Annotated in this window: 13 protein-coding genes; 5 read left to right on the plus strand and 8 right to left on the minus strand. The window is 71.4% G+C overall.

The window, feature by feature from the left end:
- Positions 1 to 102: 102 nt before the first annotated feature.
- The 3 genes from AB0389_RS16245 to AB0389_RS16255 all read right to left on the minus strand — a co-directional run bounded on the left by AB0389_RS16245 (position 103) and on the right by AB0389_RS16255 (position 4,261).
- A complete protein-coding gene (locus AB0389_RS16245; protein WP_366396037.1) occupies positions 103 to 2,574 on the minus strand; it encodes a HAMP domain-containing sensor histidine kinase in 2,472 nt (823 codons plus the stop codon).
- Complete coding sequence (locus AB0389_RS16250; protein ID WP_366396038.1) at positions 2,561 to 3,295, minus strand: response regulator transcription factor; 735 nt, start codon at positions 3,293 to 3,295, stop codon at positions 2,561 to 2,563. The genes AB0389_RS16245 and AB0389_RS16250 overlap by 14 nt, the downstream gene beginning before the upstream one ends.
- A 114-nt stretch (positions 3,296 to 3,409) precedes the next feature.
- Positions 3,410 to 4,261 carry a hypothetical protein gene (locus tag AB0389_RS16255; protein WP_366396039.1) on the minus strand — a complete coding sequence of 284 codons (852 nt, stop codon included), beginning with the start codon at positions 4,259 to 4,261 and terminating at the stop codon, positions 3,410 to 3,412.
- A gap of 294 nt (positions 4,262 to 4,555) precedes the next feature.
- Here AB0389_RS16255 and AB0389_RS16260 point away from each other — a divergent pair, with 294 nt between their 5' ends.
- Positions 4,556 to 6,706: an FG-GAP-like repeat-containing protein gene (locus tag AB0389_RS16260; protein WP_366396040.1), complete on the plus strand. Its 2,151-nt coding sequence runs from the start codon at positions 4,556 to 4,558 to the stop codon at positions 6,704 to 6,706.
- Between the two features lie 81 nt (positions 6,707 to 6,787).
- Here AB0389_RS16260 and AB0389_RS16265 read toward each other — a convergent pair whose 3' ends face one another.
- A complete protein-coding gene (locus tag AB0389_RS16265; RefSeq protein ID WP_366396041.1) occupies positions 6,788 to 7,612 on the minus strand; it encodes a hypothetical protein in 825 nt (274 codons plus the stop codon).
- Between the two features lie 208 nt (positions 7,613 to 7,820).
- Here AB0389_RS16265 and AB0389_RS16270 point away from each other — a divergent pair, with 208 nt between their 5' ends.
- From AB0389_RS16270 to AB0389_RS16280, 3 genes are all read left to right on the plus strand, one after another.
- The gene (locus AB0389_RS16270) at positions 7,821 to 8,930 is read left to right on the plus strand and encodes a tetratricopeptide repeat protein (protein ID WP_366396073.1); all 1,110 of its coding nucleotides are present in this window, start codon (positions 7,821 to 7,823) and stop codon (positions 8,928 to 8,930) included.
- Between the two features lie 80 nt (positions 8,931 to 9,010).
- Complete coding sequence (locus tag AB0389_RS16275; protein ID WP_366396074.1) at positions 9,011 to 10,111, plus strand: polyprenyl synthetase family protein; 1,101 nt, start codon at positions 9,011 to 9,013, stop codon at positions 10,109 to 10,111.
- Positions 10,112 to 10,192: 81 nt separating this feature from the next.
- Positions 10,193 to 12,046 carry an acyltransferase gene (locus AB0389_RS16280; RefSeq protein ID WP_366396042.1) on the plus strand — a complete coding sequence of 618 codons (1,854 nt, stop codon included), beginning with the start codon at positions 10,193 to 10,195 and terminating at the stop codon, positions 12,044 to 12,046.
- A gap of 14 nt (positions 12,047 to 12,060) precedes the next feature.
- Here the strand turns inward: AB0389_RS16280 and AB0389_RS16285 are convergent, their stop codons facing one another.
- The 4 genes from AB0389_RS16285 to AB0389_RS16300 form a co-directional block, all read right to left on the minus strand.
- Positions 12,061 to 12,861: an oxygenase MpaB family protein gene (locus AB0389_RS16285; RefSeq protein WP_366396043.1), complete on the minus strand. Its 801-nt coding sequence runs from the start codon at positions 12,859 to 12,861 to the stop codon at positions 12,061 to 12,063.
- The gene (locus AB0389_RS16290) at positions 12,861 to 14,222 is read right to left on the minus strand and encodes an MAB_1171c family putative transporter (RefSeq protein WP_366396044.1); all 1,362 of its coding nucleotides are present in this window, start codon (positions 14,220 to 14,222) and stop codon (positions 12,861 to 12,863) included. Before AB0389_RS16290 ends, AB0389_RS16285 begins: the two co-directional genes overlap by 1 nt.
- On the minus strand, positions 14,215 to 14,730 hold the full coding sequence (locus AB0389_RS16295) for a hypothetical protein (protein ID WP_366396045.1): 516 nt from the start codon (positions 14,728 to 14,730) through the stop codon (positions 14,215 to 14,217). The genes AB0389_RS16290 and AB0389_RS16295 overlap by 8 nt, the downstream gene beginning before the upstream one ends.
- A gap of 83 nt (positions 14,731 to 14,813) precedes the next feature.
- Positions 14,814 to 15,302 (minus strand): helix-turn-helix transcriptional regulator, encoded by a 489-nt coding sequence (locus tag AB0389_RS16300; RefSeq protein ID WP_366396046.1) that lies wholly within the window; start codon positions 15,300 to 15,302, stop codon positions 14,814 to 14,816.
- Between the two features lie 1,567 nt (positions 15,303 to 16,869).
- Here AB0389_RS16300 and AB0389_RS16305 point away from each other — a divergent pair.
- Positions 16,870 to 17,970 carry a glycoside hydrolase family 43 protein gene (locus AB0389_RS16305; RefSeq protein ID WP_366396047.1) on the plus strand — a complete coding sequence of 367 codons (1,101 nt, stop codon included), beginning with the start codon at positions 16,870 to 16,872 and terminating at the stop codon, positions 17,968 to 17,970.
- Positions 17,971 to 18,144 lie beyond the last annotated feature (174 nt).

The raw sequence follows: 18,144 nt of genomic DNA on the forward strand, positions 1-18,144 counted from the left end.
CGGCCTCTGTGGTGCCCGGACGGCGAAGACACCTGGTTCCGGGCAGGGCTCAAGACTGGCGGCCACTTGTGAGGAAGCTGTCAGAACGCCATGCGTATCCCATCAAGTTCCTGTTGTGTTTTCGGTGCTCTCGGTGCTCTCGGTGCTCTCGGTGTTCTCGGTGTTCTCGGTGTTCTCGGTGTTGTCCGTGTTCCCGCTCTCTTCCGCCTCTTCCGCCATGGCTCCGCCGGGCGCGACCGGCAGCCGTAGTGTGAAGACCGAACCCTTCCCCTCGGTGCTCACCACACTCGCCGTCCCGCCGTGCGCCTCGGCCAGCTTGAGGACGATCGCCAGGCCGAGACCGCTGCCGCCGGTACTCCGGCTGCGGGACTTCTCTGCCCGCCAGAAGCGGTCGAAAACATGCGGGACGTCGTCCGCCGGAATACCGCTGCCGGTGTCGGCGACCTCCAGGGCCACCTCGTCCCCGGCGTCGGAGAGGTACGAGCGCAGCGTCACCCGGCCGCCGGGCGGGGTGTGGCGTACCGCGTTGGAGACCAGGTTGCTGACGGCCTGGCGCAGCCGCACGGGGTCGGCGTGCGGCTGCGGCCGGGGCCCCGGCGCTTCACCCGCGCCCGGCCCCGGCGGCTGCGAAACCGTCAGAGCGACGCCCGCCGCCTCCGCCAACGCCTGGTGACCCGCGGCGACTTGGCCCAGTAGCTCATCGACACACACCGTCTCCGGGTGCAGCCGCAGCGCGCCCGCGTCGGCCGCCGCCAGGTCCTGAAGATCGTTGATGATGTGCTGAAGCTGCACCGCCTCCTCAAGGAGCGAGGAGACGAACGCCGGGTCGGGTTCAGCCAGTCCGTCCTGTGCCGCCTCCAGCCAGCCGCGGATATTGCTCAGCGGGGTGCGCAGTTCGTGCGCGACATCGCTGACCATCACCTTGCGCTGCTCCTCGAGCCGGGCGCGGTGTACCGCCATGTCGTTGAAGGCCGCCGCCAGCCGCCCGATCTCGTTGTCAGGACCGACCGGCACCGGCGCCGAGTCCAGGCCGTCCCGCATCCGCTGCGCCGCGCCGGTCAGCGCGTGCAACGGGCGTACGAGCCGGGCTCCGGCGAACACCGAGGCGCCGACCGTGAGGGCGAGGACGAGCGCGGTGACCCCGACGATGCGCCCGGTGTTCGCCGGTGAGAGGTCGAACCCGGGCGCGCCGGCGGTGTCACCGGGATCGCCGATGAACAGCAGGGCGGGCCCGGCGACATAGGAGGTGAGCTGTTCGCGGCGGGCGCTGCCGACGCAGGAGGCGATGGCCCGGTCGTATCCGCTGTCGCGGGCCGCGGGCACCTTGTCGGTGGGAAGAGCGCGCATGCCACCTACCGCCATCCTGGGCTCGGAAACCGTCGTTCCGCGCTCGGAAACCGTCGGCCCCGGCTCGGAAACCGTCGTTCCGCGCTCGGAAACCGTCGGCCCCGGCTCGGAATCCACGGGCGTCCGCGACTCGGCCGCCTGCCGCTCGGCTGCCTTCTCCTCGGAGGTCCGCTCCTCGGCCGCCCGCTGCTCCGCCGCCTCCGCCTCGGCCTCCCGTTCCTTGGCCGCCCGCTCCTTGGCCGCCCGCCCCTCGGCCTCCCTCGCGTTCGCGTCTGCCGGGACGGGATAGGGCTCGTAGGGCCGTACGGACGCGTCGTCGCCCGCGCCGCCCCCGGCGTACCCGCGGTCCCAGGACAGATCCAGGTTCAGCTTCAGCTTCACGCCCGTGCGCCCCTGGCGCTTCAGGCAGGCGTCGGCCAGGACGTTGAGTGCGTCGAGTGCCTTCTTCTCGGTCGCGGTGGGACTGTCCGGCGTTTCTGTCAGACACTTGTTTTCCATGGACCGGTCGGTGTCGCTGCTGACGAACTGGAGCCGGGGCCGCCCGCTCGGGCTCTCGACAACATCCGCCGCGATGCCGAGCCCGTTGAGGCACTTCACGCGTCCCGCGGCGGTCCGGCGCAGCATGGCACGTTCCGCCTCGGGCAGCAGGAACGGTCCTACGGCGCGCGGATCGACGCGGTCGGCGCCGGCGGCGGTCGCCGTGGTGGCGTTGGGCACCAGTACGGTGTCGACGGCCAGCGCGTCGACCACCGCCGAGGCCTGCTCCGGCAGCGGGACGGCGGACGGCGTACCGGAGGAGGCGCCCGACGCGGTGCCGGTCGAGTTCACACTCTCCGTCGCATTCGCATTCGCATTCGCGGTCGTGGTCGCGGTGGCGGAGTCGGCGAGCGGCCGGCGGTCCTGGGTGGTCAGCGCGATCCGGCGGTGGGAGTCCCGGGCCAGTTCGCGCACGGTGGAGTCGACGCCCTCCCAGCCCGGGTGGGTCGCCGCGTACCCCAGCAGGGTGTTGTAGATCTTCGCGTCGGCGCTGAGGTTCTGGCCCTGCTGCTGGCGGATCGCGCCGGAGGTCGTCTGCACCGCGAGCCAGGCGGTGGCGGCGACCGAGCAGAAGGCCACCAGCACCGACACGGTCAGCAGCCGGCCGAGCAGACTCTTGCGGAGCGGCAGCCTCAACAGCTTTCGCCTGGGCGGCTGTTGGTCGCGGTCCGGCCGGTCAGCGCGGTGCATGACGTATGTCCTTCGCGGGGTCCGTCAGCTTGTAGCCGACGCCGAAGACGGTGAGCAGCCGGGCGGGCCGCCGGGGAACGGGTTCGATCTTCTTGCGCAGGTTCATGATGTGCACATCGACCGTGCGCCCGCTGACGAACTTGTCGAACCCGTGCAGCTCCTCCAGGAGCCGCTGCCGGGTGAAGACCCGGTCGGGCTCCGCCGCCAGCGCGGCGAGAATACGGAACTCACCGGGTGTGCACGGTACGGGCGTCCCGCCGTCCGTGACCTCGTGCCGGGCCGGATCCACCGTCAGTGTGCCGATCGACAGCACCCCGTCGTCCACGGCGGCAGGTGAACCGGCCTCGACGGTACGGCGGTTGCGGCGCAGCAGCGTACGTACCCGGGCCATCAGCTCCCGCGGGCTGAACGGCTTCGTCATGTAGTCGTCGGCGCCCAGATCCAGGCCGAGCAGCAGATCGTCCTCGGTGCTGCGGGCCGTCAGCATCAGCACCGGCACCTCGCGGCCCTCGGCGCGCAGGATCCGCACCACGTCGAGTCCGTCGGCCCGGGGCATCATCACGTCGAGCACGAGGAGGTCGGGCTCGCCGCCCCGGACCTGTTCCAGAGCGGCGAGCCCGTCCTCGACAACCGTGACCGTATGCCCCTCGTGCTCCAGGTAACGGCGCACCAGTTCGGCCTGCTTGACGTCATCCTCGGCGATCACGATGTTTGCGCGCACGCGGCCGATCGTAGCGAGGACATGTGCGGCGCGGGGTGTCCCTGCGTCTCGTCAGCCACATCGGCCGCATCAGCCGAATCGGCCGCATCAGCCGCATCAGCCGCGTCAGCTGGGTCAGAGGCCGTAGCGGCTCTTCACATGGCGCCAGAAGTCACGCAGCATCCACTTGTCGAACTCCGTGATCTGCGTGGCGCTGCCCGCGTTCATGATGAAGCAGCACTGCCCGGTCGGCGTCCAGTCGTAGAAGTCGTCGAGACCGAAGGTGTGGCCGACCTCGTGCAGATAGATGTGAATGTTCTCCTGGTTGAGCACACCGGTGAAGTACTCCTGTCCGACGCGCTGTCCCCAGTCGCCGCCGGCGCCGCCCTGGAATCCCTTGGTCAGCCAGAGGGACTGGTCGTAGTGGCGGGCCGCGCCGCCGGGACAGCGCGAGTAGTCGCCGTTCTGGTGGAAGAAACGGCCGCAGTCCGGCGCACACTGCGGAGCGCCACCCTCGTCGAGGTTGCCGGCGTAGATGTCGACCGAGTTGTCCGTCCACTGGAGTGTGGAACGGTCCTTCACCGCCCAGCCGACGATGTTGACCGGCACGGTGGTGTACGGCCAGGCGTTGTGACCCGCGCCGCTCTCCACCATCGCCGCCATCCACTTGGCGAACTGCTTCTTCAGCGCGGCGTGGATGTTGTCGCGCAGGGTGGTGCTGACGGGGGCGTCGGACTCCCAGCGGACGCAGTAGTTGATGCTGCCCCTGTTGGCCATGACCTGGTCCCAGCCGTAATTGCGGAAACCGTAGAGGTCGGGGTAGGTCGTGGAGACGTGGTTCCACACCTCGTTCAGCGGCTGGGTGAGGTTCGCGGGCGGGTTCCAGTCCTCGGCGGCCTGCGCGGGGGACGCGGACGTGACGGGCATGGCGACGAGCGCGATGAAGGCGGCGAGGACGGTGAGAAGTCGCGCAAGGTATCTGCGCATGTGGGGGCTCCCTGGGTAGGGGATCAGTGGGGGGTGAGGATGGTGCGGGGGTGGGGATGGTGCGGAGGTGGGGATGGTGCGGGGTGGGGGATGGTGCGGGGTGGGGGATGGTGCGGCTGTCTCAAGTCGCCGCCGACCCCGGCGGGGGTTGCCGGTTGCTAGGATCCGAACGTCTCGCTCAGAGGCAGCAACCAAGGCGCCCCACACCCTGGTTCACCCGTACCGCCGCGGCGGCGGACGTACCGCCGTAGCGGATCGACCACTTGGGGATCCCCTTTGAGACGTCTTGCGCTGTTGAGCCATCGGAAGCCGGCCCGCCGGAGCACGGCTCTGGCCGCCGTGGCCGCTCTGGTCGCGGGATTCACCGCGATGACCGGCGCGGGTACGGCGGGCGCGGCGGGCATGGCGAGCGCGGCCGGCACGGCCGCCGCCGCCGATATACCCACCCCGGTGCCGACCGACGGCGTCTGGGGGATCGACTTCGCGGGCGGCAGCCTGCATACGGTGGAGCGCGGCGCGTACGGTGACCGGTTCATGGCGCTCCGGAAGATCGCGGCGGACGGCTCGACGGCGTCCGCCCGTACCTCCATGGGATACGTCGGTCCGTTCGGCGACGACGAATACGCCAAGCAGGTGCCCTGCGACGTCGGCGGCTGCATGCCCCTGGTGGGGGCCGGCAACGGCCATGTTGGCTATGTCTTCATGAGCTACGGCAAGGAGCGCGTCCATATCCACACCGGCCCCAACAGCTACCACGGCACCGAGCCCGCAGTCACCGGCGCGCGGATCGTCGACATCTCCGGCCGCTACTTCGTCTACGACGCGCAGTCGACCGGCAAGCAGTACATCGACAACGTCCCGCAGTACCGACGGCTGGTGAAGCGGATCGTCCGGACCCCCGTCGCCGCCTCCATCTGGGCAGCTCAGCTCTGGAGCGCGAGCGCGACGGCGGGCACGGTCACCCTCACCGACATCAAGAGCGGGAAGGCCGTCGGGTCGTACGCCACCGGATCCGGCTGCGCCATCAAGGAGCTGCGGGCCGTCGGCCGCTTCGTCTACTGGAACTGCGGCCCGGCCGCGCGCGCCGGGGTCTACGACCGTACGGCGAAGAAGAGCTTCGCCGTGCCGTCAGGACCCGCCCTCGTCGGCGACGGCTACCTCGTACAGCACGACAGGACCGCCGGGAAACTGCTGCTCAGCGACTTCCACACCGGCAAGAGCGCGGCGCCGCGCGCGATCGCCGATCTGCCGGCCGGTGACACCGCCGACCAGCGGCGGATCACCTGGGCCGTGGACAAGTTCGGCGGGGACATCGCCCATGTCGGCCCCGACGACAGTGTGCGTATCGTCCCCAGCGGAGTGCCGTCCCAGTCGCTGACCCGGACCGAGTCCGAGGTGGACCAGTCCTCGGCCGACCTCAAGTACTCCAACTGGAAGAGCAGTTGGGGCTTCAGCAAGCCCGTCGAGTGGACCTTCCTGCTGAAGGACGCAAACGGGCGTACCGTCCGTACGTTCACCGGCGCCGCCACCACGGAGGCCAACGTCGACTGGAACGGTAAGAACGCGGCGGGCGTCTACGCCTACAACGGCTCGTACACCTGGACGCTGAAGGCCACGGCCGTCGAAGGCGCGGGAACGTACAGCACAAGCGGCAAGATCGATCTGTCCAGAGCCCGGCAGGGCCACCACGACCAGGGCGGTCACAGCTACGGCGAGCTGCTCACCCTCAACTCCAAGGGCGCGCTCTCCCTGCACTACACCGAGGGGAAGGGCGCCTTCGACTGGAAGCGGTCCGGCTCGGGCTGGCCCGCCGGCTCGGTCGCCGTGCCGTTCGGCGACATGGGCAGCGACCGCTGCGCCGAGCTGCTCGTACGGATACCGAAGGGCGAGCTGCGCCGGTACGCGGGCCGCTGCGGGAACCCGTACACCCCGTCCCACAGCCACACCTCGCTGGGCACCGGCTGGAACGCGTACGACATGCTGACCGCGCCCGGCGATCTGACCGGCGACGGGCGGACGGATCTGGTCGCCCGCAAGAAGTCGACGGGCGATCTCTACCTCTTCGCCAACAAGGGCAACGGCACACTCGCCGCCCGCAAGAAGCTCGGCTCCGGCTGGGCGGCGTACACGCACATCGTCGGCGCCGGCGATCTGACCGGCGACGGCTTCGGCGACATCCTGGCCAGGGGGAAGAACGGCACGCTGTACCGGTTCGAGGGTACGGGGAAGAGCACACTGCGGGCGCGGGCGGCCGTGTTCACCGGCTGGGGAGCCTCGTACAACGCGGTCGTGGGCGTCGGTGACATCACCGGCGACGGCAGGAACGATCTGGTCGCCCGTGACAAGGCCGGCGTTCTCTACCGCTACCAGGGAAACGGCAAGGGCTCTTTCGGCGCCCGGAAGAAGATCTCCACGGGGTGGCAGGGGTACAAGGGGCTCTTCTGATGTCATCCGCCGTCCCTCCCCCGGCCTTCCGCCGTCCCTCCCCCGGCCTTCCGCCGTCTCTCCCCCGTCCCTCCCCCGTCCCTACGTACCGTGCCGGGCGCGGCTTCCGCGGTGGAGGCGGCGCAGCAGCCACCCGGCCGGCAGCAGGAACACCGGCCAACTGAGCGCCTGCACAAGGGGGTTGGTGACATCGCCCACGAGTACGGTGGGGATGGTGAGCAGGGCGGCAGCCACGCTGAACGCCCCGAGGGGGACCAGGAGCGCGGGCAGCGGCGCCCCACCGGTGGACCGGGAGGGGCGCCGCACGAGCACCACACCGACGTAACAGGCGTAGGCGCCGAACGCCAGCAGGGCCAGTGACAGGGCGGTCATGAACTCCGGCTCGCCCTCCGGAGTGTCCGTGGTGTGCTGGATGTGCCCGTCCTTGGCGACGGTGGTGGCGTAGTCGCGCCACATGGTGACCGTCACACCGTCGCCCGGGTGGAGCCGCTTCAGGAACGGGCCCGCGCCGGGCAGGTCGACCTCGTGGGGTACGTCCGGGCCGGTCAGCCGGAGCCGGTACGTCGTCCCGGCCCGCCCGTTGTCCCTGGTCACCGTACGTTCGACGGACGCCGGCAGCTCGCGCAGACAGTCGGCCCCCGCGCGCGCCGCCGCCGGGCAGGGCTCCGCCGCCCGGAACGCGCGCTCGTCGTCCACCGTCCCCCGTACGCCCACCAGGCCGGCGCCCGCGCCCAGCAGCAGCACACCGCCGAGCAGCAGCCCGCAGAGGCCGGCGGCGTGGCGGAGTGTGATCCTGCGCTTTCGTGGCTCTGCCGTGTGCCCTTCCGTGTGTCCTGCCGTGTGCTCTGCCTTGTGCCCTGCCTTGCGCCCTGCCGTCTGTCCGCTCGCGTCCGTGTGTCCGGTCATGCCGCTCGCTCCCCCTCGTACCACCGCTGCCCGCCCCACTTTAGGGGTGTGTCCGGGCCCGCGTACCCGTCCCGTACGTCGCACTGACTACCCGGCCCCCTCACATGGCACCTGAGGACTACGCCATGACCCACACGGAGGCGGATTCACCAACTCCGCATCTCTCCTAGCGTCTTGGACGGGAACGTGAACAGGAGAACCGCACATGATGACCACCAGCGGGACCACAGCAGTACGGGGAAAGGCGTTCGCGCCCGAATATCAGGGCGCGCTCGGCTCGCTGTCGGTGAACTCGTCCCTCACCGACGTGCTGGCCAAGGGGATCGAGGAGCTGCACGCGGCCGAAGAGGCCGGGCAGTGGGGGGAGATGGCGCGCTGCGGGCTCGCCGTGGCGGAGGCGTACCGGCGGCTCGGCCGGATCGCGGAGGCCGACCGCGCGTGGAAGGCGAGTTACCGCGCGGCCCGCGCGGGCGAGGACACCGGGGCGATGGCCTGGGCGCTGTGGAGCGGCGGCACGCTCGCCCGGCAGCGCGGCGCGCTGCCCCTCGCGTACCGGCTGCTCGGGCTCGCGGCCGAGCTGGGCGAGCGCGGGGGCGATGTGGTCGTACGCGGCTACTCGCTCGCCGGGCTGGCGGAGACCGGCCGTATCCAGGGCGACTACCGCGCCGTCGGCGAACTCCACGAGAAGCTCCTGGCCGAGGCCCGCCGGCGCGGCGAGGCGCGGCACACCGTGTGGGCGCTGGAGGGCATCGCCCAGATGCACCGCAACACCGGCTCGTACGACACCGCCCTCGCCCTCTTCGAGGAGGCCGCCGAGACCGCGGGCGCCGCCGACGACCACCGGGGCCGGGCCTGGGCGCTGCGCGGGATCGCCGATGTGGTGTCCGTACGGGACGGCGATACGGAGCGCGCGCTGGCCCTGCTGGCCAAGGCCGAAATCCCGTGCCGTGCAATGGAGTTGTCCAGCGCGCTCGCCTACAACCACAAGATGCGCGCCAACGTTCTCTACCGGGCCGGGCGGTACGAGGAGGCGCGGGCGGGCTACGCGCTGGCGCTGGCCGAGTTCGACGCGATGAACGAACCCCGGGGCTCCGCCCTCGCCCGCCTCGGCCTCACCAAGGCCCGCGCCCGACTGGGCCGCGACAGCGCGGAGACGACCGCCGAACTGGCCAAGCTGCGCGAGACCCTGGACCGGATCGGGCTGCGGCACGCCCGCGACATGGTCGACAGAGCTACGGCGGAACTGGGCCTGGGCCTGGGCCTGGGTCAGAGCCAGGGCCCGCCTCAGGGTCCGGGCCTGGGCCAGGGGGCGCTGTGACGAGGGCTTCCACCGCAGTCGCGGCTGCGCACCCGGACGCCACCTCCACGGCGGCCGATCATGTCGCCAGTGCGCCCGAAATCCTGGCCCGCTGCCGGGAGTTGGTACGTCCCGCGCTGACCGTCGCCGTCGGCCGGCTGGAGCCGTGGACCGGGGAGATGGCCGCGTACGCCCTCGGCTGGAGCGAGGTGGGCGGCGCCCCGCGCGCCGGCGCGTCCGAAGGCGCGTCCCAGTGCGCGTCCCAGGGCGCGCCCCAGGGCAAAGGCGTACGGCAGGCGCTCGCCGTACTGGGCGCCGAGGCCGCGGGGGCGGCCGGGGAACGGGCGGTGCCGGGCGCCGTCGCCGTCGAACTGGTGCATGCCTTCTCGCTGTTGCACGACGACATCATGGACGGCGACGGTACGCGGCGGCAGCGCCCCGCCGTGTGGAAGGCGTACGGCACCGGGCCGGCCGTCCTCGCCGGGGACGCGCTCTTCGCGCTCGCCGTACAGACGCTCGCCGAGACCACACCGCCCGTCCACACCGCCGCCGCCGTGCGGCGGCTGTCCGCCACACTGACCGGGCTGGTGCACGGCCAGGCCGAGGACCTGCTCTTCGAGAACCGGCCGTGGACCGGGCCCGGCGCCGTACGTCCGGACGAGTACCGGGCCATGGCCGAGCGCAAGACCGGCACCCTCCTCGGCTGCGCCGCCGCCCTCGGCGCGCTGCTCGGCGGGGCACCGCCCGGCACCGTCACCGCGCTGGACCGGGCCGGGCGCCATCTCGGCGTGGCGTTCCAGGCCGTCGACGACCTGCTCGGCATCTGGGGCGATCCGGCCGTGACCGGCAAACCCGTCCACGGTGACCTGCGGCAGCGGAAGAAGACGTACCCCGTCCTCGCCGCGCTCTCCGCACCCTCGACAGGAAACGACCGCGCCGGACGGGAACTCGCGGGCCTGCTCAGCTCCCCCCGCCCCCTCGACGACGCGACGGCCGCCCACGCCGCCACCCTCGTCGACCGGGCCGGCGGGCGCGCCGCCACGCTGGCCGAGGCGCGCCGGCATCTCGACGCCGCCCGTGCGTGCCTCCGGCCGGCCTCCCTGTCGCCGCGAACATCGTGGGCGTCGCAGGCGTCGCAGGCGTCGCAGGCAGTGCGCGAGACGCACGTACTGCTCACGTATCTGCTCCACCGGACCGCGTGAGCGCCACCCAGGGGCAGCAGTCCGTTTCTCTTGTTCTCTTGGTCATTGTCCGGACAGAAAGCGCTCTCTACACTCGCGGACATGGACTCGGAAGACGCGGCATCGGAACACGCGGCATCGGAAGACGCGGCATCGGATGCGTACTTCGACTACTGCCCCTGGGATTTCACGCACCGCGCCTCCGCCACCCAGCGCGCGGCGCAGGCCGCCCACCAGAAGCGGCTGGCCGGCGCCGGAGCGAGTCTGGGGCCGCGCTGCTACGTCTCCCCGGCGGCCGGTGTGTTCCCCGATGTCCTGAGCCTGGGCGCCGACTCCTACATCGCGGGGCACGCCTACGTCACCGGTGAGATCCGGGCCGGGAGCGACTGCACGGTCAATCCGTACGCGACGGTACGGGGGCGGGTGACGCTCGGGAACGGGGTGCGTATCGGCGCGCACAGCTCCCTGCTCGGTTTCAACCACGGTTTCGCGCCGGACGCGCCCGTGCACCGGCAGCCGCTCACCAGCGAGGGCATCGTCCTCGGGGACGATGTGTGGATCGGCTCGAACGTCGTCGTCCTCGACGGGGTGACGATCGGCGATCACTGCGTGGTGGGGGCCGGCGCGGTCGTCACCAAGGACCTGGCGCCCTGGACGATCGCCGCCGGGAACCCGGCCCGCCCGCTCCGTGACCGGCGCGGGAGTGACACCGACACCTCACGCACGGGCACGTCGAAAGGCAGCACGTCGAAACGCAGCACGTCGAACGGGGGCACACCGACGGGCGGCACACCGGACGGTGACCTGGGCGACTCCGTGGCCCGGTTCGCCGAACGCGCCCGGGCGCAGGCCGCCGATGTCCTGACCCGCTCCTGGGACGGCGACACCGGCCGCTACAGCGACCGGCCCGGCGCCCCGGCGACCGTACGCGCACACTGCGACGCGGTCGAGATCGCCGATCTGCTGCTGAGCGCGCCACCGGCACAACTGACCGCCGCCGAACACACCGAACGGCTGCGCGCACTCCAGGACCCGGTGAGCGGCCTGGTGCCCGAACTCGCCCCCGGCGGCGGCCCGGGAGTGCTGCCCGCGCCGGCCCCCGACGGCTGGATCGAGGACGGCGCGGCCGAGTACCACGTGCTGTCGGTGGGGTACGCGCTGGAGCTCCTGGGGTCCCGGTTCGCCCACCCGGTGCACGCGGTACGGCGGATGACCGCCGAGCAACTCGTCGTACGGCTACAGGCGTTGCCGTGGCGGACGCGGGCGTGGTCGGCAGGGGCGTGGGTCGACTGCTGGGCGACCGGCGCGTACCGCAACCTCGATACGGGCGGGACTGCGGGCGCGACTGCGGGAGCCACTGCGAGCGCGCCCGGCGCGCTGGAGGCGCTGTTCGGCTGGCTCGGTACGCGAGTGGATCCCTGGACGGGGATGTGGGGCGGCGCGCCCGCCTCGCCCGCCGAGGGCCGACTCCAGATGGTCAACGGCTACTACCGGCTGACGCGCGGCTCGTTCGCGCAGTTCGGGCTTCCGGTGCCGTACCCGGAGCGGGTGGTGGACACCGTACTGGCCCACTCCGCCGATCCGCGGTGGTTCGCGGACGGCCGCCAGAACGCGTGCAACGTACTGGACGTGGCACATCCGCTGTGGCTCGCGGGCCGCCAGACCCGCCATCGGGCGGCGGAGGTACGGGCGTGGGCCGGGCCGCAGTTGGCGCGGGCGCTGGGGAGTTGGCGCGACGGTGCCGGGTTCGGTTTCGGCCCGGCGGGAGAGGGCGGCTCGGGGCCAGGACGGGAGCCGGGGTTGCAGGGCACCGAGATGTGGCTGGCCATCGTCTGGCTGCTGGCCGATCTGGTGGGAGTGGCGGACCGGCTGGAGTACCGGCCACGGGGCGTGCACCGGCCGGAGCCGGCCGGGGCGTCCGCGTCAGCCTTCGCGGCGTTCGTCCAGTACCAGTAGGGGTTGGGGGCTTGTTACGCGTCCGATCGGGCCCGCGCCCCCGACCACATCCGCAGCCCGTACGCCACGAGCCCCCGGACCGGCGCGAGCGGCGGCCGTACGTCCAGCGCCGCACGCAGCGGCGGGTCGAGCAGCGACGCGGCGACCGCGGGGGCGAGCCGCGCCAGCGCCCGGGGCAGCCTGGCCGCCAGCAGCCCGCCGCTGGTGGCGGTCCAGAGCGCGCGGCCCTGCGGGGTGGGGGCGAAGTGGCGGGCCTCGTAGGCGCGCATCCACCGTTCCACGTCTGCGAGTTGAGCCTCGTCCGGCGACCGGGGCAGCCCGAGCGCGTCGAGCAGGCCGGTGTGGAACGCGTACGCGCCTTCCCGCTCCTCGTCCGTGACAGCGCGGTGGCCGTGGGCGTCGATGAACCGCAGCGGGCACACCGTGAAGCACGCCATCACGTACCGCATCAACTCGGGTGTGATGTCGGGCCGTTCATGGATCCGCCGCAGCCCGGCCACCACCCGCCGCCCCTCGTCGGTGTCCACCCCCGACCCGATCAGCGCGAACATCGCCACGCCCGTCGCCTTCGCCCGCGCCTTGGGCGCGGACTCCATCCGCCCGGTGCCGGCCAGCACACGCGCGATGCCGGGGATCCCGAACGTACGGACAAAGCCCAGGGTGAGCCCGATCCGGGACTCCTCGGGCATGGTCTCCAGCATGAGGCGGGCGTAGGCGCGGTGGGTACGGGAGGGGTCGTACGGGTGCGGAGGACGCGGCACGGTGTGAGCGTCACCAGTGTCGGCGTCACCGGCGTCCGCTTCGGCGTCAGTCATCACGGGATCACCGGGGGATTCGTCGTAGCGTCGGTGGCACTGGCACCGGCACCGGCACCGGCCAACGCCTCGCCGGTCAGGGGCGCGGACAGACAGCGGGCGACGCGCACCAAGTGGTCCCGTTCCTCGGCCGGTTCCGTGTCGAGGCCCGGCAGTTGGGCCTGCTCGTCGCGGGCGCGGGGCGGTACGCCGGCGCGCAGCGCGTCGGCCGCGTGGCGCAGGGACGCGGCGACGACCAGGGCGGCGCGGTCCGCGTCGTCGAGACCGTCCCGGTCGGCGAGCCGGTGCGCGGCGGCGATCACCCCGGGGTCGCCCCAGGGCCGCAGCGTGAGCTGGCCGTCCCGTATCTCAAGTCCGCGCCGGGCGGTCCGCCACTCCAGGTCGCGCACCGCGAGCCGCTCGGTCCAGCGCGACGGGGGCGCTTCGAGCGCCAGCCGGCCGTCCACCCCGTACACCAGGTCCCAGAGCGGGCGAAGGGCCCGGTAGTCGCGGCGGCGGCGCGTCCAGGCGGCGACGGCCGGGCCCGCGAAACCGGTGGTGATGAGGACGGCGCCGAGCGCGGCGAAGACGGGCCCCAGGGCGGTGCTCAGCCACTCGGTACCGGTCACACCACCGGCGGCGGCGCCGATCGCGACGACCTTGCACATCACATACCCGCAGGCGACGAACCCACCGAGGGCGAGCTGCCGGATGCCCCGCCGCAGCGGTCCGGCCGGCAGCCGGGCGGCGTGGCCGAGGAAGACGCGGCTGATGTCGACCAGCGCGAAGCCGAACAGCGCCTGGTAGATGACGAGGAACGCGGCGATCCGGGGCTCGGTGGCGAAGGTGGTGTCGAAGGTGAGAGGGGTCTCCGGGGTGTGCGCTCCCCCGGTGAGGAACAGGACGGTCATCGCGACGACCAGCACACCGAAGACGGCGAGCCGCCGCCGTACCTGCCGCCAGGTGTCGGCGGTGGCCGCGTCCCAGCCCTGCGCCCGCGGCTGCGCCCTCCTCTCCGCATCCGCGTCCGCGTCCGCCTCCACCTGGGGCGGCGCCCACATCCGGGCCAGCACCACGGCGGCGGCGGAGAACCCGGTGATGCCCAGGTAGACGAGCAGCGTCGCCAGATTGCCGCGGTGCGCGAGCCGGTCGATCAGCCGGTACACCACCGGCGCGGCCACCACGAAGGCGGTCGCGGGCGAGGCGATCGTGAGGGCGACGACGAGCAGCCCGGGGGACGGATCACGGCGCCAGGCGCGGAACTTCAGTACGGCGACGGCCCAGGCCAGTGTGCCGATGGTGAGGTAGACGGTGTTGAACGGCGCGTCGGAGAAGGCCGTGGCGGAAAACACCGACTCGGGGAACGTCGTCGGCTCAGACATTCTGCCCCTTGCGGTGCTCCAGCGCGGGCGCGAGTTGTGAGGTCGTCCCCGCTCCTGGGGCCAGAACGAGCGTACGGGTCAGCTCGGCGCCCAGGATCTCCGCCTCCTCCTCGGCCACGGCGTCGTAGTGGGAACGGCCGAGGACGAGCCGGAGCATGTCCGGGTCGATGGTGGACAGCTCCACCTGCCCGGCCCCTTCATCGTCTTCGTCGTCGGCCGGAGCCTCGGCGAGGTGGCCGCAGAGGAGATGGGCCAGTTCGTGGCAGATGATGTGGGCCTGGTGCAGGCCGGAGGTCTCCTGCTCGAAGTGGATGATGTCGGCGTCCGCGCGCCGCTCGACGAACCCGGACGGCTCACCGACCCGCATCCGGCGCGGTACGAGCCGTACGGGACGCCCGACCCGCTCCGCAACCGCCGCGGTCAGCTCCTCCACCGTACGCAGCCGTGGCAGGTCCAGCTCCCTGACCTTGGCCCGCATCCGGCGGCGGGTACGTCCCAGATCTCGCACGTCATCCTCATCAGCCTCGGCGCCGGCGGGTTGCCAGCGCCCCAACGGCGTCAGCTCGTAACCAGCACCGGTACCGGACTCGGTCACGCCGAGGAGCCATCGCCGGACGGATGCCCCGTACCACCACGGGACCCGCCGCCGGACCCCCCTCTGACCTCGCCACCATCGCCACCGTCGCCGTCGGGCAGCCCGACCGCCTTCCGTAGCTGCTCCACCACGGTGAGAGCGGCGTCCTGCATCTCCGGAGGCAACCCGGCCGCTCGCATCGCGATGCGCTCCACCCGAGCGTCCCGCAGGGCCTCGATCTTCCGCAAGTCCCGCTCGACGGCGAGCGCGGTGGCCGAATCGCTGAAGTAATCCAGCGGCACCCCGAAGAACTTGGCAATCTTCACCGCGTTCTCCAGACTCGGCTTCTGGCTCCCCTTACGGAGATTCCCGATGTACGTACCGCTCAGGCCAGTCCCCTCGGCAATCTCCGAATCGCGCCAGGGACGCCCCAGATCCTTCGGGTAGATCACCGAGATCACACGCCGGAAGCGAGCCGCGAAGTCGAGCGAAGAGTCGGTGTTCATGCGCCGGATCATAGAACTCTTCGACGACGGCCGGGGATCACGCGTTGCCCGGCAATTACACGATCGTTAAGAATAAACCGCCCAAAACGGCGCCCGGTCGGGGCACACCCATTGACGCCCGCACCTTCAATCCACGTTAGTTGACTTTCGCCCGCCTCACCTTCAGGATCGACACCCTTGGCGCTATGCGCGCCCCATGGCCGCCCGCCCAGGCGCGCGGCACGCGCAGGCGCCGGGTGTCGCTGCCCCACGGGGGTGGGCAACAGCACCCGGCGCCGGGCATGGAGCATTCCGCACCCGGGGTTGGATGGGGCGGGGTAGGTGCGTGGGTGGCGGGGGCCGTGGGGAAGAGGGCCGCCCCTCCAGCTGTGAGTTTCGCGCCTCCAGGACAGGAGTAAAGGGCGCTCCTACGTCGCGTCGGCTACGCCGATTACGCTTCGCTGCACCCTTGACACCTGCCCCGGAGTCGCAAGTGCGGGTGTGGGAGGGGCGGCCGGGGGGTGAGGGGTTGCCCGGGGGGCCGGATGCCCTGCTACCCGGCTCAGGGTCCGGCGGCCCGGCGGACCCTGCGGGGCTGCGCACACTTTGCATGGGGCAGCGGGGCTCATCTCGGCGGCTGACGGCCGTCTGATTGCTGGCACCCATGCCCCGCTGGTCGCCGTTGCGCTGTGGTGCCCGGAAGGCGGGCGGCGGCTGCTGTCCGGCCGGGGTCCTCGGGCCGGACGGGGGGTCTCCGGGCGGTGCCCGAGAGCAGGGAGTGTGACGCTAGAGCCACTTCCGGCCCGCCAGACGGCCGCAACGTCACCGTCGTCGGGATCAAGCCCCCCGCCACCCGCCGACATGTCCCATATGGGGTAGTTTGGCGGGCGGTTGGGAGTCACTCCAGGCGGCACATGTGTCCTGAGGTGCATTAGACGCCCTTCTGGAGGCAAAGACCGCCTCCGGGAGCCCACTTACCGCCACACGAGTCCCAGCAGCCTCTACTCCCACTCCACGGCGACCAGCGGGGCATGAATCGCAACCAGCAGCAGACCGCCGGCCGCCGAGACGGGGCCGAGTCACCCCACTCCACTACCGCGCAGCCCCGCAGGGTCCGCCGGGCCGCCGGACCCTGAGCCGACCGGCAGAACATCCGGTCCCCCGGGCAACCCCCTCCCACCGGCCGCCCCTCCCGAAAAGCCGCACTTGCGACTCCGGGACAGGAGTCAAGGGTGACCGAAGGTCATCGCGCAGCGACGCGACGCAGGAGCGCCCTTTACACCTGTCACGGAGACGCGACACTCACACCAGGAGGGGCGGCCCCCTTCCCAACAACCCCCGCCACCCCGACGAACCCCCGGCCCGCGCCTCCTCCGCCTCCCCCCCCCCCAATTCCCTTGTGTGCCAAAGCCGTTGACTGAGCATCGGTCTGTTCAACACTTCGCGCAACTCCTTGCGCGACCATCTCCTCTTCGCTTCTATTGCGGTGCCCTTCGAACACCTGTCGCCTCTCCGTCGCGTGAACATTTAGGCAGGGATCATGACCATGCCACGCAGACCGAAAGCAACACCCCTACGCGCCCTTTTAATGGCGTCTGTCCTCACGGCCACCGCGATAGCGGCGACCTTCGCCTTCCATCAGCCCACCCCGGACGCCACGTCGGCCTCGGCGTCAGCGCCGGCCGCGACCGCCGCCGGCTCGGACTTCGAACTCGCCGCCGACACCTACGTCCCCGGTGCGGACCCCAGTGTGATCAAGGTGGGCGACACCTACCACGCGGTGAAGACGGTCGGGGGCGGGATCGCCGTCCGTTCCGCTTCCAGCCTCGCCGGACTGGCCGATGTCGCGTCCAGGACGATCTGGACCGATCCGGGGATCGGTGACATCTGGGCGCCGAAGCTCGTGAAGATCGGCAGCAAGTACTACGTGTACTTCACGGGCGGCCAGAGCGCGGCGCACCGTATGTACGTCATCAGCTCGGACTCGCCCGACACGGGCTACGGGGCCGAGACGAAGCTCGCGCTGCCGGACGACATGTGGGCGATCGACGGCTCGGTCTTCCGGTACAACAACCAGCTCTGGATGGTGTGGTCCGGCTGGTCCAAGGCCACCAACGGCACGGAGCAGAACCTCTACATCGTCAAGATGAGCGGCCCGACCACCCCGACCGGCTCCCGCTACATCATCTCCCAGCCCCGCGAGAGCTGGGAGCGCAAGGTCGGCAACCCGTACATCAACGAAGCGCCGATTCCGCTCAAGGACCCCGAGGGCCTGCTGCACATCGTGTACTCGGCCAACGGCTCCTGGAGCGACCAGTACTGCATCGGCGAACTGCGTCTGCGCCAGGGTGGCGACCCCACATACGTATGGGACTGGTACAAGTCCAACGGCTGCCTGTTCGGCTCCAATCCCGACACCATGATGAACGGCTGGCCCGCCACCTCGAAGGTCGACGGGCCCGGCAGCAACAGCTTCGCCCTCGTCAACGGCGACATCGACAACAGCCCGCCGGCCGGCCCACGGGCCCCCTTCGTGTACCACGCGGTACCCAAGGGGACGCCCTACTCCTGGTCCGCCCGGCAGTGGCGGAACGGCACGTTCGTCTGGTGGGGCAGCACCACGTACACCCGCGCCAACGTCCCCGGCGCCACCAGCAACACCGGCGCCGGCCTGAGGTTCTTCGAGTAGGACCAGCCGCCGACCGCCGACCGCCAACCGTCGACCGCCGCCTGTCGTGAGGGGAGCGCGCTTCTCCCCTCACGACAATCTCTCCGCCGATTCACCCGAGTTGCGGAATGATCGCCCCACGAACGAGCGGTTTAGCGCCATTTCTCTTCTTCTGGTCGGCAATGCTCCGGAAGT

Origin of the sequence: Streptomyces sp. NPDC093109, from assembly GCF_040701725.1 — a bacterium.
GTDB lineage: Bacteria > Actinomycetota > Actinomycetes > Streptomycetales > Streptomycetaceae > Streptomyces.

Bases quoted from the DNA above. Each gene is read 5' to 3' on its own strand.
- AB0389_RS16255 (WP_366396039.1), bottom strand. From the start codon at position 4,261: ATGCGCAGATACCTTGCGCGACTTCTCACCGTCCTCGCCGCCTTCATC.
- AB0389_RS16300 (WP_366396046.1), bottom strand. From the start codon at position 15,302: ATGAACACCGACTCTTCGCTCGACTTCGCGGCTCGCTTCCGGCGTGTG.
- AB0389_RS16285 (WP_366396043.1), bottom strand. From the start codon at position 12,861: ATGACTGACGCCGAAGCGGACGCCGGTGACGCCGACACTGGTGACGCT.
- AB0389_RS16245 (WP_366396037.1), bottom strand. From the start codon at position 2,574: ATGCACCGCGCTGACCGGCCGGACCGCGACCAACAGCCGCCCAGGCGA.
- AB0389_RS16265 (WP_366396041.1), bottom strand. From the start codon at position 7,612: ATGACCGGACACACGGACGCGAGCGGACAGACGGCAGGGCGCAAGGCA.
- AB0389_RS16305 (WP_366396047.1), top strand. From the start codon at position 16,870: ATGGCGTCTGTCCTCACGGCCACCGCGATAGCGGCGACCTTCGCCTTC.
- AB0389_RS16290 (WP_366396044.1), bottom strand. From the start codon at position 14,222: ATGTCTGAGCCGACGACGTTCCCCGAGTCGGTGTTTTCCGCCACGGCC.
- AB0389_RS16270 (WP_366396073.1), top strand. From the start codon at position 7,821: ATGACCACCAGCGGGACCACAGCAGTACGGGGAAAGGCGTTCGCGCCC.
- AB0389_RS16280 (WP_366396042.1), top strand. From the start codon at position 10,193: ATGGACTCGGAAGACGCGGCATCGGAACACGCGGCATCGGAAGACGCG.